Annotated in this window: 20 protein-coding genes; 13 read left to right on the top strand and 7 right to left on the bottom strand. The window is 37.4% G+C overall.

Annotated elements, in window-relative coordinates; genetic code table 11:
- The first annotated feature begins 243 nt into the window (after nucleotides 1-243).
- From QZ265_RS00410 to adk, 5 genes are all read left to right on the top strand, one after another.
- Nucleotides 244-2202 carry a heme lyase CcmF/NrfE family subunit gene (locus tag QZ265_RS00410; RefSeq protein WP_296402276.1) on the top strand — a complete coding sequence of 653 codons (1959 nt, stop codon included), beginning with the start codon at nucleotides 244-246 and terminating at the stop codon, nucleotides 2200-2202.
- Nucleotides 2203-2241: 39 nt separating this feature from the next.
- Nucleotides 2242-2862, top strand: a complete 621-nt coding sequence (locus QZ265_RS00405; protein WP_296402274.1) for a DsbE family thiol:disulfide interchange protein — start codon at nucleotides 2242-2244, stop codon at nucleotides 2860-2862.
- Nucleotides 2859-3440 carry a cytochrome c-type biogenesis protein gene (locus QZ265_RS00400; RefSeq protein WP_296402272.1) on the top strand — a complete coding sequence of 194 codons (582 nt, stop codon included), beginning with the start codon at nucleotides 2859-2861 and terminating at the stop codon, nucleotides 3438-3440. Before QZ265_RS00405 ends, QZ265_RS00400 begins: the two co-directional genes overlap by 4 nt.
- A gap of 110 nt (nucleotides 3441-3550) precedes the next feature.
- Nucleotides 3551-4945: a c-type cytochrome biogenesis protein CcmI gene (gene ccmI / locus QZ265_RS00395; protein WP_296402270.1), complete on the top strand. Its 1395-nt coding sequence runs from the start codon at nucleotides 3551-3553 to the stop codon at nucleotides 4943-4945.
- A 291-nt stretch (nucleotides 4946-5236) separates the two neighbouring features.
- The gene (gene adk / locus QZ265_RS00390; protein WP_296402327.1) at nucleotides 5237-5890 is read left to right on the top strand and encodes an adenylate kinase; all 654 of its coding nucleotides are present in this window, start codon (nucleotides 5237-5239) and stop codon (nucleotides 5888-5890) included.
- Between the two features lie 198 nt (nucleotides 5891-6088).
- On the opposite strand, the gene secB is transcribed toward adk, so the two are convergent.
- The 4 genes from secB to rsgA all read right to left on the bottom strand — a co-directional run bounded on the left by secB (nucleotide 6089) and on the right by rsgA (nucleotide 8681).
- A complete protein-coding gene (gene secB, locus QZ265_RS00385) occupies nucleotides 6089-6538 on the bottom strand; it encodes a protein-export chaperone SecB (RefSeq protein ID WP_296402268.1) in 450 nt (149 codons plus the stop codon).
- A 74-nt stretch (nucleotides 6539-6612) separates the two neighbouring features.
- Nucleotides 6613-6876 carry a glutaredoxin 3 gene (gene grxC, locus QZ265_RS00380; protein ID WP_296402266.1) on the bottom strand — a complete coding sequence of 88 codons (264 nt, stop codon included), beginning with the start codon at nucleotides 6874-6876 and terminating at the stop codon, nucleotides 6613-6615.
- Nucleotides 6877-6958: 82 nt separating this feature from the next.
- Nucleotides 6959-7384, bottom strand: a complete 426-nt coding sequence (locus tag QZ265_RS00375; protein WP_296402325.1) for a rhodanese-like domain-containing protein — start codon at nucleotides 7382-7384, stop codon at nucleotides 6959-6961.
- A gap of 172 nt (nucleotides 7385-7556) precedes the next feature.
- A complete protein-coding gene (gene rsgA / locus QZ265_RS00370; RefSeq protein WP_296402263.1) occupies nucleotides 7557-8681 on the bottom strand; it encodes a ribosome small subunit-dependent GTPase A in 1125 nt (374 codons plus the stop codon).
- Nucleotides 8682-9067: 386 nt separating this feature from the next.
- On the opposite strand from rsgA, the gene orn reads away from it, so the two are divergent.
- On the top strand, nucleotides 9068-9649 hold the full coding sequence (gene orn / locus QZ265_RS00365; RefSeq protein WP_296402261.1) for an oligoribonuclease: 582 nt from the start codon (nucleotides 9068-9070) through the stop codon (nucleotides 9647-9649).
- A gap of 45 nt (nucleotides 9650-9694) precedes the next feature.
- On the opposite strand, the gene QZ265_RS00360 is transcribed toward orn, so the two are convergent.
- Both QZ265_RS00360 and QZ265_RS00355 read right to left on the bottom strand, forming a co-directional pair.
- Complete coding sequence (locus QZ265_RS00360) at nucleotides 9695-10696, bottom strand: UDP-2,3-diacylglucosamine diphosphatase (RefSeq protein ID WP_296402260.1); 1002 nt, start codon at nucleotides 10694-10696, stop codon at nucleotides 9695-9697.
- A gap of 97 nt (nucleotides 10697-10793) precedes the next feature.
- Nucleotides 10794-11306 (bottom strand): peptidylprolyl isomerase, encoded by a 513-nt coding sequence (locus QZ265_RS00355; RefSeq protein ID WP_296402323.1) that lies wholly within the window; start codon nucleotides 11304-11306, stop codon nucleotides 10794-10796.
- 501 nt (nucleotides 11307-11807) lie between these two features.
- Between QZ265_RS00355 and QZ265_RS00350 the strand changes: the two genes are divergently transcribed.
- Entirely contained in the window at nucleotides 11808-13583 is a 1776-nt protein-coding gene (locus QZ265_RS00350) for a glutamine--tRNA ligase/YqeY domain fusion protein (protein ID WP_296402256.1), read from the top strand.
- 230 nt (nucleotides 13584-13813) lie between these two features.
- Here QZ265_RS00350 and QZ265_RS00345 read toward each other — a convergent pair whose 3' ends face one another.
- Entirely contained in the window at nucleotides 13814-15511 is a 1698-nt protein-coding gene (locus tag QZ265_RS00345; protein WP_296402254.1) for an aminotransferase class I/II-fold pyridoxal phosphate-dependent enzyme, read from the bottom strand.
- Nucleotides 15512-16117: 606 nt separating this feature from the next.
- Between QZ265_RS00345 and msrB the strand changes: the two genes are divergently transcribed.
- From msrB to miaA, 6 genes are all read left to right on the top strand, one after another.
- Nucleotides 16118-16540 carry a peptide-methionine (R)-S-oxide reductase MsrB gene (gene msrB, locus QZ265_RS00340; protein WP_296402252.1) on the top strand — a complete coding sequence of 141 codons (423 nt, stop codon included), beginning with the start codon at nucleotides 16118-16120 and terminating at the stop codon, nucleotides 16538-16540.
- Nucleotides 16541-16757: 217 nt separating this feature from the next.
- Nucleotides 16758-17237, top strand: coding sequence for a glutathione peroxidase (locus QZ265_RS00335; RefSeq protein ID WP_296402251.1), 480 nt, complete (start codon nucleotides 16758-16760; stop codon nucleotides 17235-17237).
- 250 nt (nucleotides 17238-17487) lie between these two features.
- Complete coding sequence (locus QZ265_RS00330) at nucleotides 17488-18084, top strand: 6-carboxytetrahydropterin synthase (RefSeq protein ID WP_296402249.1); 597 nt, start codon at nucleotides 17488-17490, stop codon at nucleotides 18082-18084.
- A gap of 160 nt (nucleotides 18085-18244) precedes the next feature.
- The gene (gene tsaE / locus QZ265_RS00325; protein ID WP_296402247.1) at nucleotides 18245-18751 is read left to right on the top strand and encodes a tRNA (adenosine(37)-N6)-threonylcarbamoyltransferase complex ATPase subunit type 1 TsaE; all 507 of its coding nucleotides are present in this window, start codon (nucleotides 18245-18247) and stop codon (nucleotides 18749-18751) included.
- A 119-nt stretch (nucleotides 18752-18870) separates the two neighbouring features.
- A complete protein-coding gene (gene mutL, locus QZ265_RS00320; RefSeq protein WP_296402245.1) occupies nucleotides 18871-20877 on the top strand; it encodes a DNA mismatch repair endonuclease MutL in 2007 nt (668 codons plus the stop codon).
- Between the two features lie 183 nt (nucleotides 20878-21060).
- Nucleotides 21061-22209 carry a tRNA (adenosine(37)-N6)-dimethylallyltransferase MiaA gene (miaA, locus tag QZ265_RS00315; RefSeq protein ID WP_296402243.1) on the top strand — a complete coding sequence of 383 codons (1149 nt, stop codon included), beginning with the start codon at nucleotides 21061-21063 and terminating at the stop codon, nucleotides 22207-22209.
- The last annotated feature ends 254 nt before the right edge of the window (nucleotides 22210-22463 follow it).

Below are 22463 nucleotides of genomic sequence, written 5' to 3'. Positions count from 1 at the left end.
AAATCGGTTAAAGCAATTAGGTTAAAAATAGTTAGTAAAGTAGTAATTTCAGACTTAATTGGTTTTACTATACTAGCTTGCAGGTAATAGTGAGCGAAGTTTGTGATAACCAATAGGCTTAGTAAACAAGGTTTTTTTAAAAATTTATACGCTTATTTAATTAGAAGTTAGTTTCTTTTACGATAGTTTCTTTTACTTGAACTCAAAATAAGCAACGGCATAGTAGTATTAGGGCGAGCAAATATGGTAATTACTGAGCTAGGATATTTTGCATTAGTTGCATCAATGATTTTGGCTTTATTGCAAGTGGTATTACCCACCATTGGTATTGCAAAAAATCAGACCCATTTGCAACGTTTAGCACCAAGTTTGGCTTGGGCACAATTTGTCGCAGTATCGGTTTCATTTTTGGCACTGATGGCTGGCTTCTATCTTAACGATTTTACGCTGGTTTATGTCGCTCAGCATTCAAACTCATTGTTGCCCTGGTATTATAAACTTTCAGCAACTTGGGGCGGACATGAAGGCTCTTTACTGTTATGGGTAACAATCCTTGCAGCATGGTCTGCCATGGTAGCTTGGTTTAGCCGTGGGTTACCGTTAAATATGCGCGTTCGTGTCCTAGTAATATTAGCTGCAGTGCAGCTAATGATGTTGGCCATGTTAATTTTCACATCATCGCCTTTTGAAAGAACGCTGCCTAATGTGCCTGTCGACGGAGCTGACCTTAATCCCTTACTACAAGACCCTGGTTTAATTTTTCACCCGCCTATGCTTTATATGGGGTATGTGGGTATGGCTGTACCCTTTGCTTTTTGTATGGCGGCATTGTGGGCAGGTCGACTTGATGCGGTATGGACTAGATGGTCGCGTCCATGGGCATTGGCGGCGTGGTGCTTTTTAACGCTGGGAATTGCATTAGGTTCATGGTGGGCTTACTATGAATTAGGCTGGGGCGGTTGGTGGTTCTGGGACCCTGTAGAGAACGCTTCGTTAATGCCATGGCTAGCATGTACGGCTTTGATACACTCTTTGGCAGTGACCGAGAAGAGAGGCGTATTTAAAGCATGGACTATCATGCTATCTATATTTGCATTTGCTTTAAGTTTATTAGGAACTTTTTTAGTTCGATCGGGCGTTATTACCTCAGTTCATTCCTTTGCTGCAGACCCAACTCGAGGTTTGGCTATTCTGACTATCTTAGGATTGGTTATTGGTGCCGGATTAGTTGCCTTTGCAATACGCGGTTGGCGATTAACGGTTGAGAGTCATTACGGACTTAAGTCACGAGAAACCTTGTTAGTCATTAATAACATTATAATTTTAGTGGCGACATTGGTGGTGCTACTTGGTACATTGTATCCTGTTATCGCTGATTTCTTTAACTTGGGCCAAGTTTCGGTAGGCCCTCCTTACTTTAACGCATTATTTGTGCCTTTAGCGTGGCTGATATTGCTGACCATGGGTATGGGCTCAAACTTACGCTGGAAACAAGACAAGCGACCTTTATTGGGCGCCGCCTTAACTATATTCGTAAGTAGTGCATTATTGGCTGGGATTATTACCTATCTAATTACTCAAAGCTTAAATGTACAAATTGCTATTACAGGGCTACTGTGTCTATGGGTTTTGGCGTGGATGCTTTACGATATTAAAGAAAAAACTCGCAATGCGCCAAGTTTGGGTCAAGGTCTAAAACGATTAAAAGCTCATTATTGGGGCATGCAAATTGCGCATCTGGGCGTATTAGTTGTCGCCTTAGGTATCGGAGTAACCACTGCACTAAGTGTGGAAAAAGATGTGGCTATGAGCGTGGGAGATACTGTAGATGTTAATAACTTCCATTTTACCTTAGTAGACTTTGAACAGGTGCGCGGTCAGAACTATGACGCCACTCAAGCTGAAATTAAAGTTGAAAAAGACGGCAAATTTGTAACCACTTTATATCCGCAAAAACGTGATTATGTGGTCAGTAGTATGCCGATGACAGAAGCTGGTATCCAAACCACTATGATGCATGATGTCTATGTGGCCTTAGGTGAGCCTATTAAAGCCAATGAACCTGAGGGCAGTTGGGCAATACGCGTCTATGTCAAACCAATGATTGCTTGGCTTTGGTTGGGGGCAATTATCATAGCTTTAGGCGGAATTACGAGTATGTTAGATCGTCGGTATCGCCTAAAAACATCACAGTCTAAGTAAATTTTTGGTTAAAAAACTATTAGTTAAGGAGAGGTTTGAATGTCTGATCCGGTCATGAGAAAGTCACAATTTAAAATCTGGTTCTTAATTCCGCTAATTGTTTTTGCAGGCCTATTGGTTATGTTTTTTGCACGCCTAGGTAAGCCAACAGAGATTGTGATAGATAATGCATTGAACCGACCGGTACCGGCTTTTGATTTACCCTTATTGTCTAATCCTTCAAAAAACGTGACCAATGCAGACTTACCCAAAACACCATTTTTGATTAATGTTTGGGGCTCTTGGTGTCCTACTTGTGTGGTTGAACATCCTTACTTAATGCAGCTACATAATCAAGGCATACCTATGGTCGGTGTTAATTACAAAGATGAGATAGATAATGCCAATAGCTACTTGGCCGATGGTGGTGATCCGTTCTTATTTAGTTTTCGTGATTATACAGGCAGTTTTGCTATTGACTTAGGTCTAACTGGCGCTCCTGAGACATTTGTTGTTGATTCAGAAGGTAACATTCGCCAGCACATTATTGGCGAAGTGGCAGCCGAAAATTGGAAATCACGAATCGAACCTTGTATGTCCCTATTAACCAAATTGGGTCAACAAAAATCGGATTTGTCAGCGCCAGATACGGCCAAAAATATTGCAGAGGTATGTAAATGATTACTTCACGCTTAGTATATAGTCAAAGTGCAAATTTGATTAAATATAGCTTTAGCTTACTCGTATTGGTCTTATCTTTAATGGTTACCAGTGTTACTGCTCAGGCTGCAATCGAAGTCTATGAATTTGACAGTCCCAGTCAAGAAGCTCAATATCAAGGCTTAATTGAAGAGTTTCGTTGCCCTAAATGTCAAAATCAGAATTTAGCTGGTTCAGACTCTCAAATTGCGCAGGATTTAAAGCGCAAAACGTATGAGATGGTAAAGGCTGGTCAAAGCGATGCTCAAATTCGTAAGTATATGTATGAGCGCTATGGCGACTTTATCAGCTATAAGCCTCCCGTTCGTCCCTCAACTTGGATATTATGGTATTTTCCGCCTTTATTTTTACTTTTATTAGTAGCAGGTTGGTTATGGCGTACTAAAGCCAATAGTAGAAAACAAGTCATAGTCACACAGGGTTCATCTAATTCATCAGAAAATCGTAGCATTGATCTTGATAATATGGAGTCTGACTTAAGTCATGAAGAAGCTGAAAAATTAAAAGCGTTGCTTAAAAAGCATAGTTCTAAAGATTAAGGCGATAAAGACTAGTTGTTTGCTAAAGATTTTAAATATAGATCAATAAACCTTAAAATTAGCTGTTACCCTGATTGCGGCTTATATCTCAACTTGTAAGGAGTTAAATCATGCCAACGTTAGTGATCTTTGTCGCGCTGGCAATTTTATTGGCAATCTTATTAGCCGTTATTGTGCTTATGCCATGGCTACGCGCCAATAAATCCGCTCAAAACGATCAGCTGATAGCGCTTAATGTTGAGGTATTTAATGAGCGATTAGAAGAGTTAAAATCTGATTTTAACGACGGCGCGATGACTGAAGCTGAATTTAAGGTTCAAAAGACTGAACTTGAACGTCAGTTATTGTTGGCTAGTGAAGACAAGAATAGTGTGATTTTGAATGGTTCTGCTGAACAAAAAGAGACGAGTAATGGTTTACTAACTAAAGCCAAACGTGAGCAGCAATTTACTCGTAATACAAAAGTACGATTAACCTTGATAACTTGTATTCCTTTATTAATCATTTTTGGTTATTTTTTATCAGGAGATAGATCTTCTGTCGTTAATCTATGGCAGGCTCAAGATAAAGTTGGCCAAGTTGCAGATGATTTACTGACCGGTAAAATTGACGTACCACCAGAATGGGCAGCTAAAGACTCGGTTGGATTGATGGGTGCTATCCAAACCAATGTTCATAAACATGCCCATGATCCTATGCGCTGGATGCGATTGGCTGATATTCTATTTGCGTTTGAGGCCAATGATCAAGCCTTAGAAGCTCAAGCTCGTGCTTATAGATTGGCGCCTGAAGATGAGAATATTGCAGTCAGTTATGCGCAAACTAAATTTTTCACAAGTGGTGGAATGTTAGATAGCAGTAGCCGTAAAGCACTTGAAGATGTGTTGCAAAAGAATCCGCAACATCAAGGGGCGCAAATGCTTATGGCAATGGGTGAAGCACGCTCTGGCAACTATACACAAGCTTTAGCTTGGGTAACTCGTCTAAGAGAAAGTATTATGGCTAGAGACGGTGATCATAGTGAAGCGTTAAAGAGCTTAGATGAATTAAGCCGTAATATTGTCCAGCAGCAACAAGCAAGTATGGCTTCGGCTAAGGGTGATTCAGCTACTAAAACCAATTCAATAACCGTATCTGCAAACGTAACGTTAAACCCAAGCTTGGCACCTATGCTTCAACCATCAGATATTTTATTTGTTACCATTCAAGAGTCAACGGGTGGTGCACCTTTAGCAGTTAAACGTATGCCAGCCATAGAGCTGACCAAAGCAGTTAATGGCTATAATATTGAGCTTAGCGATGAAGATGCAATGATGCCTACGCATACTTTGTCAAAAGCAATGCAAGAAGGCAAACAGTTGGTATTAAAAGCTAGAGTAAGTAAGTCGGGTCAAGCCATGCCACAAACTGGTGATTTGACAGCCAATGACTTACCTTTAAATTATCAACAAGGTAGTGAGTCTAAGTTAAAAGTTAAAACCGAAATTAATGCTCAGCTACCTTAAAGTATTAGTAGTCATTAAACTTTAAATTTTTGACTACTAAGTTTTATTTATAGTGGTATTTATTATTAAAATAACTTGAGCTTTTTTACAGCACAATGTAAGGTATTTGAGCTTTATATAATAGCCTAAAGGACTTATCAGGGGCGTCCTTAGTTGTAGCCACCTAATGAGACATACCATATTTAGGGCTTGTGGTTACCATTTAGTTATTTTTATTATAATATTATTGAAGATGTTTTATTTTTAAGATGATTTTACTCATCGACACAACACAAGAGGATTACGACTATGATGCGTATTATTTTGCTAGGGCCTCCAGGGGCCGGTAAAGGAACCCAAGCACAATTTATATCAAAAGAATATAATATCCCACAAATTTCAACAGGCGACATGTTGCGTGCTGCAATTAAAGAAGGTACTGAATTAGGTAAAAAAGCTGAAGGCATCATGAAGTCTGGTGGTTTGGTATCTGATGATTTAATTATTAATTTAGTAAAAGAGCGTATTGAAAAACCTGATTGTGTAAATGGTTGTATTTTCGATGGGTTTCCACGTACGATTCCGCAAGCAGAAGCACTAATTGAAGCGGGAGTCGATATCGACCATGTCGTAGAAATCAGCGTACCAGATGATGAAATCGTATCTCGTTTGTCTGGTCGTCGTCAGCATCCAGGATCAGGCCGTGTTTATCATCTTAAGTACAATCCACCTAAGCAAGAAGGTCTAGATGATGTTAGTGGGGAACCTCTTATACAGCGTGATGACGATAAAGAAGAGACTATTAGAGAGCGTCTAGCAACTTATCATAAACAAACTTCCACTTTAGTAGGCTTTTATCAGCAGAAAGCCAAAGAAGATACTAATGCGCCAAAATATCATCAATTCGATGGTACTAAAGATATAGATGTGGTTAAAGAAAATATCTTAACTGCTCTTAAAGGTTAATCTTTAAAACTACCCTAAGACTTAATGGTTAAATGTTTAAGTTAAAAAAAACCTCATTCTATAAGACTGAGGTTTTTTTTTGGGTAACTTTTTATGGGTAACTTTTTACGGATAACTTTTAATGCCTAATATTAACTGACTAGCATTTACTAATTAGTCTCTATTACATGATAAAGACTGTCTAAATCGGCAATCTAATTAAGCATTACCTTCGCCATCAGCAGCTTGTTGTAGGCTTTGTGCATAAGCTTGGTCAAAGTTAACTGGCGCTAACAATAACTGTGGGAAGCTTCCACGTGTAACGATGTCACTGATTACTTCACGAGCATAAGGGAACAGAATGTTAGGACAATAAGCGCCTAAAATTTGACCAATCTGATCTTCAGGAATGTCTTTGATTAAGAAAATACCAGCTTGATGAACTTCAGCAATAAAAGCAGCCGCGCCTGAATTTTGAGCATTAACACTAACTGTTAAAACAACTTGATAATGATCTTCATCTAATGGTTCAGCGTTGGTAGCTAAATTAATATCTAGCTCAGGCTGCCATTCTTTTGTGAATACTTCAGCGCTAGATACTTCAAGAGACATGTCTTTTACAAAGATGCGTTCAAGGGCTAGTTGAGGTTGTACTTGTTGTTCAGCCATGATAATTTTCCTTTTTATTAAGTTTAATTTTATAGTTATAAAATTAGTAAATACTTGATGTTAACGAATTAACATTAAGCATTTAACATTTCATCAAGCTTACCACTTTCATTTAATGCATTAAGCTGATCAAATCCGCCGACAAAATTATCGCCGATAAAAATTTGGGGAACAGTACGGTAGTTATTGGTTTTTTTCATTAATGCCATACGGTCATCAGAACTGATGTCATGCATGCCAATTTCTTGATACTCAATACCTTTAGATTTTAAAAGCTGTTTGGCATTTGAGCAATATGGACATATTGGCGTGGTATATACTGTAACAGATGCAGTCATAAATAGTCCTTAAATTATATTATTAACATTTAACTTTGCTGTAGCTATTAATGGTTGAAGCAAATAACTTAAATTACTTTGGTTATACTTTGGGTTTAATATTAACAGTCTTTGCTTTTTTTGCAGTAGCGCCTACAAGTGGCATTCCTGCAGCTTGCCAGCCGCCAATACCGCCTTCTAAGCGATAAACGTTTGGTTTGCCTATCATTTGCACGGCTGCTCCAGCTTGAATGCCCATGTCACAAACCACAACAACAGGCGCTTCAATGGCTCTGATTTCTTCCAAGCGCTCTTTTAATTGAGTAAAGGGTATATTTCGACTGCCTTGAATATAACCTGTTTCAAACTTCTTTTTTGCACGGATATCTATTATTTGTGCATTTTGTGAATTTACCAAAGTGCCTAAAGTATTGGGGGAAACCTTCTTGCCACTGCGTTTGTTTTCCACAGTAAAAAATAAAAAAATAAGTACAGCTAATGTACCAAATAAAATCGGGTGATGACCCATAAATTCAAGCCAGCGATCTAGTGACAAGACACTTCTCCAGTAAAATTTTTTATTAGCATTATTATAACGTGATAACGGTGAGAATGCATTACCGTCACGAGATAATTAGCAACTAATCGCCTAGTACCCAATATACTTAGCTATTGTGTCTTAAATCTATTTATAACAATGTCTAATATGTGGGGGTATCGGCTTCCGCTTGCAAGGTAACTAGGCTTTCCACGCGGCGTTGCATAACTGTACCATCTGCTACTGCCTCCCACAATGCACAACCTTTGCTATTATAAGTGTGCTTACAATCTCTAAACTGGCAATTTGCGGCCAGTGGGTACAGTTCAATGAAGCCTGCAATAATATCGTCTGGAGTTAAGTGCCATATACCATATTCGCGAATACCAGGGGTGTCAACTATACCACCTTGACTAAGGTCATCTGGATTAAATGGCAATAAGCGACTGGTTGTGGTGGTATGTTGACCGAGTTTTGAGTTGGTAGAAATGACATTAACACTTTGATCAGATTCAGGTAACAGAGCATTTACTAATGTACTTTTGCCAACGCCTGATTGCCCTGCAAAAATCACTAGCTTATCTTTAATCTTATCTTGTAAATGAGATAATCCCAAATCAGCGTCTGGTTGTTCGAGACTTTGGGCACCATGCAAGATATTCTCTGGGCAAGGTGCAGCAGTAAGAACGGTCTCATAGCCTAAATCTTCGTATTGAGTCAGAAGCTCTCGAGTAAAGGCATAGTCTTGGATAGATAAAAGATCTGCTTTATTTAACACTAGCAGTGGCTTCACATCAGCATGATGACAAACTACCAAATAACGATCGATAAGACTCGGAGCAGCGGCTGGAAGAGGCGCAAACACGATAGCTAAAATATCCACATTGGCGGCTACAGGCTTAAGCTTATGATAACGATCTGGACGAGATACCAATGAAGTTCTGGGTTGAACAGATTCAATACGACCAAAGCCAGTATTTGGGTCAGCTACCCAGCGCACCTTGTCGCCGGTGGCAATCATTGGTAAATTAGTACGCGCATGACAACGCCAAATATCACCCAGATCAATAGATTGCCAAAATGGCTCAGGTTCACCTTCTGCCACGATAGGTGGGTCAGGAATAATCGCCGGCAATGAAGTAACTTGAACTTCCAACTGTTTGCCATAATGAGCCATAACAACACCATCCATCAAACTACCATCTATGGATTCTTGTTGCTGAGCTTGTTGTTTGTCTATGCGTCTAAGTTGTTGATTGGTGAGCTTACGTTGTCGTATCAATGCCATAAATTAAAGTTACCTTTAGTGTTTAGTGTTTAGTGTTTAGTGTTCAATGTTTAAGAATACTGCTATTGAGTATTACTGAATAAAAATTATATATGCTAAGCCCAAAGGATAAATGAGTTAATTCCGATAAAAAGATATCTCATCACACTTTTATTTTAAAGAAATTTAAATTTTAATAGTTGCCTAGGATATAGCTAATTGAATGTTGGTACAATAAATTCAAAGTTTACATGTTATAGTGCGCGATAAATTAAGGTGTGCGGTGTTAAATTTGTTAACATAGGTACATAAGCTAAATAAGGTACCGCTTAAATCAGCTGGTATAAACCATCGACCCTTAAAAACCTTTATCTATCTTTCTCAATTAAAAGTGTTTAGGAAGTATTATGAGTGATCACCCCAATAAAATTAGAATTAAGAATCAAGGCAAAAAAGGGCTTATTTGGATTGATTTAGAAATGACGGGTTTAGATACCATGAATGATGAAATCATTGAAATTGCTACCATAGTGACCGATGAAGATCTCAATGTACTTGCTGAAGGCCCCGTATTTGCTATCAAAGTGTCTGATCAAAAGTTAAATGCTATGGATGATTGGAACACCAAACAGCATGGGCAATCGGGACTTATTGATCGGGTTCGTCGCAGTACGGTAACGCTTGAACAAGCTGAAAAAGAAACCATAGAGTTTTTGAATAAATGGGTAGATGAAGGCAAGTCGCCGATGTGTGGCAACTCAATCTGCCAAGATCGTCGTTTTTTAGCGCGTCAAATGCCACAGTTAGAGCGTTTTTTTCATTATCGTAACCTAGATGTGTCCTCAATCAAAGAACTATGCTATCGCTGGCGCCCAGACATCCTTAAAGGGGTGGAGAAGACGGGTAGCCATTTAGCCATGGACGATATAAGAGACTCAATTAGAGAGTTAAAACATTATCGTCAACATTTTTTCAAGCTATTAGATTAATCTTTAAACATAGCTACAGTTTTAACCGATACAGCTTTCAACACGTCAGGTTTTTATTTCAAACTTGACTAATTGAAGGCTTTCTTTTTGATCCAGTCTGCTTTTATCAATACTATGTTGCTCATTAGCCAGTTGTGTAGAAGTTATTTGACGAAAATTTTGTTCAATTTGACCAGCACCTTCTTGTTTTTGGTCATATAGTAAGGATCTGTCAGAATACGTTGTTTCACAATAACTAATGGCTATAATGGCTTCAACTTGTTCATAGGCACTGTCCCGATGAATGACTCGCCAATCTCCCAACACATATCGTGGTTTAGTAGTGTGGTTTTTTTTATCCACAATCACTTCATGCTTGGCCGGTCGATGCGTATGGCCATGTATCAGACCATCGACCTTATTTAATACTTTAAGAACTGCGGCATGATTGACATCCATTATGGACATGGATTTATGAGATTTATCCATGGAGCTTTTTGTACGAATCCTTTGTGCCAACGCTATGCGCTTTTGCAGAGGACGCTTTAATAAAAGCCACTGAGTCACTGGATTACGCATAATAGTGCGAAAGCGCTGATAAGATTTATCATCGGTGCACAAGGCATCACCATGTTCTAAACGAAAGCTTTTGTCGTTAATATGAATAAAATAGGGTTCATGAATTAATTCGGCGTTAAATAAATCGCAAAATTCTTGACCAATTAGAAAATCACGATTGCCATGCATCACTTTAATATCACAACCTTTTGCACTTAGCTCCGATAGCGTCTCTATAATTGGAGTAAGCCAGTTTCTATGGAACTCGGTAGATGACAAAGTCAGATAGCGATCATCACCAACCCAGGCATCAAACCAATCACCTAAGATATATAGCTCATTTAAATTAGCTAGAGCTTTTAAATCATCAATCAAAGCCAAAAAAGCCTGCACTAAGGCAGGCTCATCGGCTGACAAATGTAAGTCACTAATTAGTACTCTACAGATATCATGCGGTCGAGTAGTAATTATATGACTATAGTCAACTATAGCGGGATCATTTACGGACATAGTTTAATCACTAAATATTCATTCAGTAACTTGTCAGTCAATACTTTTGTGATTCGGTAATTTAAACATAGCATAAATATCACTGATAAAAGTAAAATTATTCAGAAACCATTTCTGCAGATTCAATCATTACAGGCTCTTTTGGCACATCAGCATGCATACCGAAGCGACCTGTTGGTACACCTTCAATTTTTTTAACTACGTCCATACCACTGGTTACTTTACCAAATACGGTATAGCCCCATCCTTGCATGTTTTTGCCAGAATGGTTTAAAAATGCATTGTTTTTTACGTTAATAAAGAACTGGCTAGTGGCTGAATGTGGATCTTGTGTACGCGCCATGGCAATAGTGCCCTCTTCGTTTTTCAAACCATTATCTGCTTCATTTTCAATTGGCGCATTGGTACTTTTTTCATTCATGTTAGCATCCATACCACCGCCTTGGATCATGAAATCAGGAATAACGCGATGGAAGATAGTGCCATTATATTGACCAGATTTGACATAAGAAACAAAGTTCTCAACTGTCTTCGGTGCTTTGTCCTTATTTAATTCGATAACAATTTCACCCATAGAGGTGTTTAGCTTTACTACTGGCATATCGCTCATTTTAGTTTCCTTAGTATTCATTGTAATATTAGAATTGGTATTAGGGGTGGTAGTTTGGGATGTAGTAGCATTGCTACAGCCCATTAAAAAAAGGGGCATCATTAAAGTGCCAAAACTTAGCGTTTTAAGTGCATTCACAGGATGTCCTTGAGGGCTCTCATTTGACTATTTGCCAAACCTACCCAAGCCATTTTTATTATAAGCATTATAAGGTTAAAGTTTATAAAAAATCCAAGTTTTACAGCATTAATCTTTAATACAACCTAAAGGTTTAGAATATAAACCCTTGTTTAAATGCGGTATTAGCTCAATATAGAGTAAATACAGTTTAAGTTAAGGGGGTAGTCTAACCTCTTTTTTTTAGGTTGTCATGTGTCTAGCTGTTACAGGGTTTATTAAACCTGATAGAATGGGGCAAATTTTTGTACATTCAACCTTTTACATAATTAATTTTCAAGTATTTAATAAAGATATTCAGGTTTTTATAGGAGAAGCCATTCGATGAGCATTGAAAATAAGCCCAATAACAATAATAAGAATGCTTTAGCTGAGCAAAAAGAGGAACAAAAAAATGACTTTATTCGTCATATCATTCGAGAGGATGTCGCTCAGGACAAGTATCAGCAAATTATCACTCGCTTCCCTCCTGAACCTAACGGCTATCTACACTTGGGTCATGTTAAGTCGATTTGTTTAAACTTTGGTGTTGCAAAAGAGTTTAATGGTATCTGTAACTTACGTTTTGATGACACCAACCCCATTGCCGAGAAACAAGATTATGTTGATAACATTAAAAATGATGTTACTTGGTTAGGCTTTGATTGGGCAAATGAACCATATTATGCTTCAAATTATTTTGATCAATTACATGATTGGGCGATTAAGCTAATTAAGCAAGGCGATGCTTATGTTGATTTGCAAACGCCAGAACAGATTCGTGAGACTCGTGGATCATTTAATGAGCCTGGTAAGCCTTCTCCTCAGCGTGAATCAAGTGTGGAGGATAACTTAAAGCGCTTTGATGATATGAAAAATGGTAAGTATGGCGAAGGTGAGGCAGTACTACGTGCCAAAATCGATATGTCTAGCCCAAATATGAACTTACGTGATCCTGTTATTTACCGTGTAATGCATCAATCCCATCACCAAACTGGTGATAAATGGTGCATCTACCCGATGTATGATTTTGCACATCCCTTATCGGACGCAATTGAGGGTATTACTCATTCAATCTGTACTTTAGAGTTTGAAGATCACCGTCCTTTTTACGATTGGGCCGTTGAAAAAGTGGGTGCTGAAGGCGGTATCAAATATCCACCTCATCAATATGAATTCAGCCGTCTAAATGTTGACCATATCATGACCAGTAAGCGTAAATTAAAGCAATTGGTTGACGAAGGTATCGTAACAGGATGGGATGACCCACGTATGCCGACCGTTGCTGGTATGCGTCGTCGTGGCTACACCCCTGAAGGGTTACGGGATTTCTGTGAACGTGTTGGTGTGACCAAATCGGATAGTGTGGTGGATTTCCGACTATTAGAATTTAGTATTCGTCAGTCACTTGAGAATACTACTGCACGTGGTATGGCTGTATTAAAGCCGCTTAAAGTCACTATTACCAACTTTGATGAAGCGCTAAATGAGTGGGAAAACCTAAAAGATGAGGGAGTGAATGCCCGCTTTGATAGCAAAGAAAAAACATTATGGATCAGCCAGCCAAAACATCCCAATATCGATATGGGCGAGCGTGAAATTCCATTTACTAAAACCATATACATTGATCAAGGGGACTATGAGCTTGAGCCTCCTCAAGGCTATAAACGCTTGTCGCCTGAAAAGCCAGAGATTCGTTTGCGTAATACCTATGTATTGGCGGTGACTGATCATTTATTGGATGAAGCAGGCAATGTAGTTGAGTTAAAAGCGACTATTGATAAAAATACTTTAGGCAAAAACCCAGAAGATCGCAAAGTAAAAGGTGTAATTCACTGGGTATCGGCCACTAAAGGCGTACCTGCAAATGTGCGGTTATATGAGCATTTGTTTTCAGCAGAAAATCCAAGCGCAGTAACAGATTTACATGATGCTTTAAATCCAAGCTCGTTGACGATATTGCAAGCAGTGGTCGAGCCATCATTAGCCAATGCTGATGCAGGAAATCGTTTCCAGTTTGAACGTGAAGGATATTTTGTGGCAGATGTAGAAGAGCACACACCCGACAAGCCAGTTTTCAACCAAATTGTAAGCTTACGAGATACTTATAAACCAGATTAGCTATCGTCTAATCATATTATCGTCTAATCATTTATTAGATACTGCTATATAGGTTATAAATAGCATGCGTTAAAAAAAAAGAGGGGCTATTTTTAGCCCCTCTTTTTATTAAATATAGAATAAAGGATATTTATAATTTAGCATTTAAACCTCATGACTTAAACCTAATGACTTAAACCTAAAATCTCAAACCTAATAACTTAAATGGCTTATAACTTTGTAGCCAGTAACTACAAGGTTTCTGCTTTTTCTTCTTGGCAACCGGTTAATAAATGTTCAGTGCCAAACTGTTTACGCTTATTGGCAAAGAATCTGTCCAGACGATCCATAGCATTTTCTAAGTCCAATAAATTTGGTAAGAATACGACGCGGAAGTGATCAGGAGCATCCCAATTAAAGCCTGTACCTTGAACCATTAGTACTTTTTCTTCAATTAACAGATCCATCATAAACTGCATGTCATCTTTAATAGGGTAAATTGTACGGTCAATTTTAGGGAAACAGTAAAATGCACCTTGTGGCATGGTACAGGATATACCAGGAATAGCGTTCAAACGTTCAACTGCTAATTGGCGCTGCTTATATAAGCGGCCTGATTCGGCTGTTAAATCTCGTATACTTTGATAACCGCCCACTGCAGTTTGTATCGCATGTTGTGCTGGCACGTTGGCGCACAATCTCATAGATGCCAACATATCTAAACCTTCAATAAAGTCGCTTGCATGGTCTTTATTCCCCGATAGCATTAACCAGCCTGCACGGAAGCCTGCGATACGATGCGATTTTGACAAACCATTATAAGTTAGAATCAATATGTCTTGCGCCAAGGTACACATAGGGGTGTGGACTGCGTCATCATATAGTATTCGATCATAAATCTCATCAGCCATCAATACCAGATTGTACTCGCGTGCTAAATCAATAATCTCAAGCAATACCTCATTTGAATACAGCGCACCCGTAGGGTTATTGGGATTGATAACTACAATACCACGAGTCTTATCCGTAATTTTAGATCGGATGTCTTCGATATCTGGTTGCCAATTATTGTCCTCATTACAACGATAATGTACCGCGGTACCGCCTGCAAGATTAGCTGCTGCAGTCCAAAGAGGGTAGTCGGGCATTGGAATAAGTATTTCATCACCATCGTTCATTAAAGCTTGCATCGTCATTACAATAAGCTCTGACACACCGTTGCCTAAATATACGTCACGAATGTCCACTGCAGACAATAAGCCTTTTGATTGATAATATTGTAAGACTGCTTTACGGGCTGAGAAGATGCCTTGTGAGTCTGAATAACCGGTAGCATTATGTAGGTTTAATGCCACGTCTTGCAAGATTTCATGAGGCGCATCAAGATGAAAGGGCGCAGGGTTACCCACGTTCAACTTTAAAATTTTTTGACCTTGGGCTTCCATTTGCATTGCCGTCTTTAATAAAGGCCCGCGGATGTCATAGCAGACGTTTTTAAGTTTGTCTGATTTCTTTAAAGGTTTACGAATTGAGGTTGATATGGTATTGGTCATAATTCGGGTACTCGTGCTTTGATTATTATCGCATTGACTTGAAGAAAGGGGCGTATTTTGGTCAGTTGATGGTTTAGTGGCTGTATAGGAGTTGTCATAACTTGAATTGGCGTTGTTGTTACTTAGTGAGTTAGCACCGGAATTTAACGAGCTTGTCTCAGACAACTCACCTCGCAGCAAATAACCTTCAGAGCAGCCCAAAAGAGTAGCTAGAGCGGGTAACTTTGATGATACGATGCCATTTATGCCACGTTCCCAGTTAGATATTGCGCCACGGCTCACTTTTGAGCCACTCTTGGTCATTTCAGCAGCCAATTGTTCTGCAGTAAGCCCTTTCGCTTTGCGCAATTTACTAAGTCTTTCTCCTTGTGCTTTAAATTCAGAATGCTCACTCATTTATCTACTCTTTTGCTATTTATAAAATTTAATGATTTAAAATGAAGGTTTTATTCTAATGCAAGATTTTATTGCATTATGAATTATTTTACAATACGCTAAATGCAAGTATTACTTGCATTCACAATATGATATATCTATTTAATATCACCATCAAATAATTCAAAAGCTTAAACCTTTTATTATCAGGCTCATAAAGTTCTATGAATAATGTTGTTTATTCATAAATAATTATGTTTATAGTTATGTAACTTCAAACAATTTTAAAAGCTCTATGATAATAGGATAATGTTTAGTTTATTAGATAGAGTGTTGAATAAACGAATTTGAACCTAATAGTTATTTCAAACTAAAATATTAATAATAGGACTTTGATACATTCTAGATTAATTTCATAACATAGTTAGTCTAGAATCTATTCGAAAGGTTATTCAATATAGTAAGACTATCTTCTTAACTTAAAGTCATATCACTTAGTATCTTAATCGCTAAATTACTTTAACTGATGAGCCTTTAAAAAAATTTTACCTGTAAAATTAAAACAAAATTGTTATTCATATAAAAATTATGTTTGAACTTAGAGAATAGAACAATTAAGGAAGCCTTATGCAAGATACATATCTATCCAAAGAAGAAATTGCCCAGCTAACAGATGCAGATTGGCGTCAACGTTTGACAGAAGAAGAGTATTTTGTATTACGTCAAAAAGGCACTGAACGTCCTTTTACTGGTATACATAACGATATGAGTGAGCAAGGTGTTTATCGCTGTAAGGGATGTGGTACTAAATTATTCGACTCAAGTAATAAATTTGATGCTGGCTGTGGTTGGCCAAGCTTTGATGCTACTATAGATAAGTCTGCTGTTGATGAGCATTTAGATACGTCACACGGCATGAGAAGGGTAGAAGTAACTTGCAGTAATTGCGGTGGACATTTAGGACATGTATTTCCTGATGGTCCAAGAGAAACTACAGGGTTGAGATATTGTATTAATTCAGCTTCCATTGATTTGGAACCAAAAGTTTGATTCTATTTATCAATTATATTTGATACCCTTCTCTATCGACCCATATTTAACAGCTTTATTTTAGAACCTTATTTGACAGCTTTATTTATTAATGTGTTATTTACTAAAATCAATTTATTGTCTATATAGCTATATAACTCTTAGAAATATTTATCTTAAAAAACTGAAGAGTAAAAACTTTATTAAACTTAAACTAGCCTAAATCAAGGAAGAAACAATGTCGGAAATCTATGATTTTAAAGCAAACGATTTAAACGGTAATGAAATAGAATTCAGTCAATTTAAAAATAAGGCGTTATTGATAGTTAATACCGCTAGTAAATGTGGTTTTACTCCACAGTTTGAAGGTTTAGAGCAATTACACCAAAAGTATCAAGATCAAGGCTTAGTGGTCATAGGCTTTCCTTGTAACCAGTTTGGCAGTCAAGATCCTGGCAGTAATGAAGAAATTGGCGCATTTTGTCAAAAGAACTATGGTGTTGATTTCTTAATGATGGAAAAAATAGACGTCAATGGTAAAGCAGAGCACCCAATATATACGTGGCTAAAAAAACAAGAGGGTGGGTTTTTGACAGACGGTATAAAATGGAACTTTACTAAGTTTTTGATAAATCCCCAAGGTCAAGTGGTTCATCGTTATGCCCCAACTACAAAACCTGAAGCAATAGAAAGTGATATCAAAAAGTTATTAGCATAGTTATGAGTTTCAAATTACTATGATAGATTTTGACTTTCATTAAAATAAAATTTTTAAATTCTTAATATCCATATTGTATGTTTGTATTCAAATAAATCTAACAGCCTTTTTTAATAGCATCTTTAAATTGGATTGAATAATGGGTAACACTTAAGGGTGTTATCCATTTTGTTTTTTGTCTAAAGTGTTAAACTATCGGTTATTAACCTTGATAAATCATAAAATGTTTAAGTTTGAGTGAGAACCAATCATGCGAATTCGTAAGCTCTTTAAATTTGAAAACGCTCACATTGTGCGTAACTGTAGCTCAGACAGATGCAAACGCTCTATTCATGGTCATAGCTATCAAATTGAGCTAATTTTGCAAGCAAATAGATTAGATAATGGCCAAATGGTTTATGATTTTGGTCTACTCAAATCGTCCATCAAAGATATTATTGATAGTTTTGATCATGCCATTTGTTTTTGGAATAAAGACGATCCTCAATATATCGAAATGTGTAAAAAGTACAGTGCCCGTTGGATTAGTTTACCAGTTTCTCCTTCGGCTGAACAATTCTCAAGAGTAATATTCTTTTGGGCACAAAATATATTGAATCAAACTCAAATGGCCAATGGCGAAGAGGGCGTAAGCGTGTATTCGGTTATTGCTCATGAAACCGCAACAGGATATGCCCAGTGCTTTTTAGAAGATATTAGCAATGAGCACATGGGTATCTTAAATCTTGAAGACTTTGAATTTAGTGACCAAGTGATGCAAGAGTGGAATGACCCCAAGATGTACCAAAAGTTACTTGCGGGAGAGACCTTTGTAAACCCTAAAGTTAGCTTACAAGTTAAAGCCTAGATTAAAGCAGGTAGTCTATATTTTAAATAAAAGAGTTTGATATAAATCAACATTTTAAGTAGCCACTAAAGGTTTCAGATTAACTTACGAAACCTATTTAAAGCTTATTGAAATCCTATTGAAAGCCTGTAAGAAAATCACCGTGTGAGAGATATAGACCATGTCAAGCCAAATTAAAGAAATCGTTTTAACTACCGAAGCCGATACTCAAGCTTTAGCAATTCAATTGGCCAAAGCAAATATTACGGGTAGTGTTTGGCTTTCCGGAGATTTGGGAGCGGGTAAGACTACTTTAACCCGTTATTGGTTACATGCACTGGGCCATCAAGGCTCTGTAAAAAGTCCTACCTATACGTTGGTCGAGCCTTATGAATTGAATGGGGGTGAAACCTCTGAACAGGCTGAGTTCAATAATCGTTCAATACAGCGGGTTTATCATGCAGATTTATACCGCTTGCAAGATCCTGAAGAGTTATCCTTTATTGGTTTTGAAGAGTATTTGGAAGATGAAAAGGCTTTAGTAATCATTGAGTGGGCGAGTCGTGCGCAAGACTACTTACCGCAGCCTCAAATGATCATAACTATCATAGTGGCTAATGAGAACGGTCAAGAACTTAGAAAAGTTAGCATAAAACATAAGGATAGTATCAACTTTGTTGCTCCTTAAAATCCCCTATGTTTTGTGTTTGATTGTATGATTGCGTTATTGAGTCATTTTGATCCTTAGTTATTTATAGTTATTCGATTTACTCTGTTTATAAATTATTTTTTTATTGATTGCCCTATATGACCTTTAGTAGTAGTTCAACACCAATTAACAATCTAAACTATCAAACCAATGAGCCTGAGCAGGCCGCTGTATCAGATAAAGCCAATAATCGTATTAAAAAGCTTCCTCCGCTATTGGTCAATCAACTTGCCGCTGGTGAGGTCGTAACTCGTCCTGCTTCTGTGGTAAAAGAACTGATAGAAAACGCTATTGATGCAGGTGCAAAACATATTGAGGTTCGCATTACCCAAGGGGGTATGGGTATTATTGAAGTGTCTGATGATGGTTGTGGCATTCATCCAGACGATATGATTATGGCTGTAACCCGATTTGCTACTAGCAAAATTGCGGATGTGGCTCACTTACAAGGCATTGCTACTTTAGGCTTTCGTGGAGAAGCCTTAGCAGCGACGGCAGCGGTATCAAGACTGACCTTGACAAGCTGTAGTGATGATACTGGGATTGGGCGAGAATTAAATGTAGCTGGTATATTAGAGGATACTCCTCAGTTGATACCTGTCGTTCATCCTAGAGGCACAACTGTGACGGTAAAGGATTTATATTTTAATGTGCCTGCCAGACGCGGTAACCTAAAATCTATTTCTATTGAATACGCGCATATTGAAATGGTGGTCAAGCAGTTGGCATTAGTGGCCAGCGATGTTAGCTTTGCATTGTGGCACAACGACAAGCGCAGGTTTAACTTTGAATCTATTGGTATGGTTGATACCAACTTAAACTATGCTGTAGTTAATGATCTTGAGCCCATGAAGTCTGCTGTTATGCAGTCCGTACTTGCCCGATTAAAGGCTGTAATTCCTAATAGTCATGATCAAGCGGAATTATTTAGTGAGCATAATTTACAGCCTTTAACTATCAATTTAGAAGTCTTGCGACCTCAACAAGCTTGGGAAAATAACGTAGAGCAGCCTTTATCTATAACTGGTTTTCTAATTCCTAGCGCCAGAGTGTTTTCAGGCTCAAACTATAAATTGATTTATATAAATGGCCGACTGGTTAAAGACCGGCGTATTGCGCAAAGTGTGCGCGACAGTGCGTCAGGTCTTCCAAATATTGAAAATCTTGGTTATGTGCTTTTTTTTAATTTACCTAAGCTATGGCTAAATTTAAATGTACACCCATCAAAACAGAGTATCAAGATTCAAAACCTTGCTAATATCATGGCTCACCTTGAAGTTGGCGTTAGAGACGGATTGCAAATTTGGCAAGCTCGCCAACGTGAGTCTAACAAGTTGAACGCTCATTTTGATTTATTAGGTGCTAAAGTAGATGAGTATAATAAAGCTCACTATTTGACTGCAAATAATGAACATAATAGTAGTAGTGCATATAATTCAGGAGTATCGCAGCATATTAGGGTTCAGCAGCCTACAGCAGACTATGAAATACAAAATGACAATAAGTGCTTATCTGAGAATGAAAAGAATACTGATGAATGTATTAAAAACGGTTTAAATATCAAAAACCGATTAAATCAAAGCGGAAATATCCAATCTAATAATTCTGCTTTAGTTACGGCTAGTGTAGCTTTCAATGATACACATAGTGCTACTAATAAAGGTTTAATTGATAGAGTACAACCAAAAAATACCAGTTACTTTTTAAAAGGTTTGGCCATATTAGATAAGGGCGATATAGACAAATTTGATGTTGAAGCAGGTGAATTAAATAAATTAAAGGCTTCAAAGATTTTAGACCTAGTAGATATCAATGCATTGGTTCTTATTCAATATAATCAATATATTTATTTGTTTAGTGATAAAGGTCTAAAATTAGCGCTTCACGATCTAGTGATTGAGCCAACACAAGACACAACAACCTTATTAACGGCATCATCAATTGATAAAAAAGATTTTAGAGATCTAGATTCTTTATCGCATCTTAACGCTTTACTTGATAGTTTGCAGTATCTACCAAAGTTAGATAGTCATTTACTTCTTCAAAATGCATTGACGCAAATATCAGTCTTGGAACTTGCCACGATCTTGGTCCAAAGATTATAGAATGAAGGTACTATCTAATCAAGGTATTATCTAATCAAGGTACTATCTAATCAAGGTACTATCTAATCAAGGTACTATCTAATCAAGGTACTATCTAATCAAGGTATTATCTAAATCTATCCGTTATAAACTTTGAATTGGTATCTTTAAAAGAAGTAATTATGACTACAAGAGACTGTTAATATGGCGAAAGTTGAGCACTCAATACAATTACTATCTCAAAAAGAGCCATTGCCAAATAATGCTGTCGTATGTTTAATGGCGCCCACAGCTAGTGGTAAAACATCTTTGGCTTATGAGTTATATGAAAGCGGTAAATTTGAAATAATTTCTGTAGACTCTGCGCTAATATATCGCAATATGAATATTGGTACAGCCAAGCCAACTGAAGTTGAGTTAAGACAATATCCGCATTATTTGGTAGATATAATAGACCCTACTGAATCATATAGTGTAGCTAACTTCGTTACTGACGTAGAATGTTTGACTAAAGAAATTCATAGCCGAAATAAGATTCCTGTGCTTGTAGGAGGTACTATGATGTATTACATGGCCTTATTTGATGGGCTATCGGCTGTACCTGATACAGACAAGCAGATTCGTTTTGAAGTAGAAAAATGGCGATTAGATCAAGGTACTGAATCTTTATATCAGTATTTGCAGCAAGTAGATCCTATTATTGCCGAACGATTACCATTAGGTGATACGCAAAGAATTACTCGCGCCGTTGAAGTGTATAAACAGACTGGTAAACCCTTAAGTGAGTGGCAAAAACTTCCAAAGCAGGCATTGTCCAATAGTTCGCAGCAGTATTGGCTTGGCTTGGCAGTTATGCCGGATCGACCTTGGTTACATAAGCGAATAGAGCTTCGATTACAAATTATGTGGCAACAAGGGTTCTTTAATGAGGTTATAGAGCTTTTACAGCGTTATAATTTATCTTCAGATATGCCTTCAATGCGTTGTGTCGGTTATAGGCAAGTTATTGATTATTTATTGCTAACAGGACATCCTGCGGCAAAACAACTAATCAACTATCAAGAGGCTAGTGAATTTCTAGAGCGAGATTGTGAGAGGGTTGATAAGGCGTTTGCTTGTCAAGATATGAAAAATAAGGCATTATATGCCACGAGACAGCTCGCTAAGCGTCAATATACGTGGCTTAGGAATTTAGTATCTAACTTCGATCAAGCGCACTCTGATTCTACAATTCACGATATAACTAAAAGTACATCATTCAATAGTTCTAATAAAAATAACAACAGTGATAAACATGTTATAGCCTTTGAACATATTAATGAAGTAAGAAATTATTTAGCTTCAAGAATCTAATGATACTAATATTATCTTCATTAGATATTATAATTAACAGATAAATTAAATTAGATAAAAATATTTAATATACTTATAAATTAACCACTTAGATATTTCTGCTTACACACTATAACAGTAGGCTTGTACTAAATGTCTAGGACGTACACTTATAAAATGATATGGTAAATCAAGAATAACTATAATTGTTTATTTCAAATAGGGTGTGTTGAACATTGGGATAAAAAGAAGGTGACAAAAAAATAGCAAACGAC

Origin of the sequence: Psychrobacter sp. (assembly GCF_018260395.1) — a bacterium.
Taxonomy (GTDB): domain Bacteria; phylum Pseudomonadota; class Gammaproteobacteria; order Pseudomonadales; family Moraxellaceae; genus Psychrobacter.
Note: the sequence above shows the minus strand (reverse complement) of the source record. Positions and strands in the feature narration are given on the sequence as shown.

Bases quoted from the DNA above. Each gene is read 5' to 3' on its own strand.
- secB (WP_296402268.1), bottom strand. From the start codon at position 6,538: ATGGCTGAACAACAAGTACAACCTCAACTAGCCCTTGAACGCATCTTT.
- QZ265_RS00405 (WP_296402274.1), top strand. From the start codon at position 2,242: ATGTCTGATCCGGTCATGAGAAAGTCACAATTTAAAATCTGGTTCTTA.
- QZ265_RS00345 (WP_296402254.1), bottom strand. From the start codon at position 15,511: ATGAGTGAGCATTCTGAATTTAAAGCACAAGGAGAAAGACTTAGTAAA.
- rsgA (WP_296402263.1), bottom strand. From the start codon at position 8,681: ATGGCATTGATACGACAACGTAAGCTCACCAATCAACAACTTAGACGC.
- msrB (WP_296402252.1), top strand. From the start codon at position 16,118: ATGCAAGATACATATCTATCCAAAGAAGAAATTGCCCAGCTAACAGAT.
- miaA (WP_296402243.1), top strand. From the start codon at position 21,061: ATGGCGAAAGTTGAGCACTCAATACAATTACTATCTCAAAAAGAGCCA.
- QZ265_RS00335 (WP_296402251.1), top strand. From the start codon at position 16,758: ATGTCGGAAATCTATGATTTTAAAGCAAACGATTTAAACGGTAATGAA.
- adk (WP_296402327.1), top strand. From the start codon at position 5,237: ATGCGTATTATTTTGCTAGGGCCTCCAGGGGCCGGTAAAGGAACCCAA.
- orn (WP_296402261.1), top strand. From the start codon at position 9,068: ATGAGTGATCACCCCAATAAAATTAGAATTAAGAATCAAGGCAAAAAA.
- QZ265_RS00400 (WP_296402272.1), top strand. From the start codon at position 2,859: ATGATTACTTCACGCTTAGTATATAGTCAAAGTGCAAATTTGATTAAA.
- QZ265_RS00330 (WP_296402249.1), top strand. From the start codon at position 17,488: ATGCGAATTCGTAAGCTCTTTAAATTTGAAAACGCTCACATTGTGCGT.
- QZ265_RS00360 (WP_296402260.1), bottom strand. From the start codon at position 10,696: ATGTCCGTAAATGATCCCGCTATAGTTGACTATAGTCATATAATTACT.
- QZ265_RS00375 (WP_296402325.1), bottom strand. From the start codon at position 7,384: ATGGGTCATCACCCGATTTTATTTGGTACATTAGCTGTACTTATTTTT.
- ccmI (WP_296402270.1), top strand. From the start codon at position 3,551: ATGCCAACGTTAGTGATCTTTGTCGCGCTGGCAATTTTATTGGCAATC.
- mutL (WP_296402245.1), top strand. From the start codon at position 18,871: ATGACCTTTAGTAGTAGTTCAACACCAATTAACAATCTAAACTATCAA.
- QZ265_RS00350 (WP_296402256.1), top strand. From the start codon at position 11,808: ATGAGCATTGAAAATAAGCCCAATAACAATAATAAGAATGCTTTAGCT.
- tsaE (WP_296402247.1), top strand. From the start codon at position 18,245: ATGTCAAGCCAAATTAAAGAAATCGTTTTAACTACCGAAGCCGATACT.
- grxC (WP_296402266.1), bottom strand. From the start codon at position 6,876: ATGACTGCATCTGTTACAGTATATACCACGCCAATATGTCCATATTGC.
- QZ265_RS00410 (WP_296402276.1), top strand. From the start codon at position 244: ATGGTAATTACTGAGCTAGGATATTTTGCATTAGTTGCATCAATGATT.
- QZ265_RS00355 (WP_296402323.1), bottom strand. From the start codon at position 11,306: ATGAGCGATATGCCAGTAGTAAAGCTAAACACCTCTATGGGTGAAATT.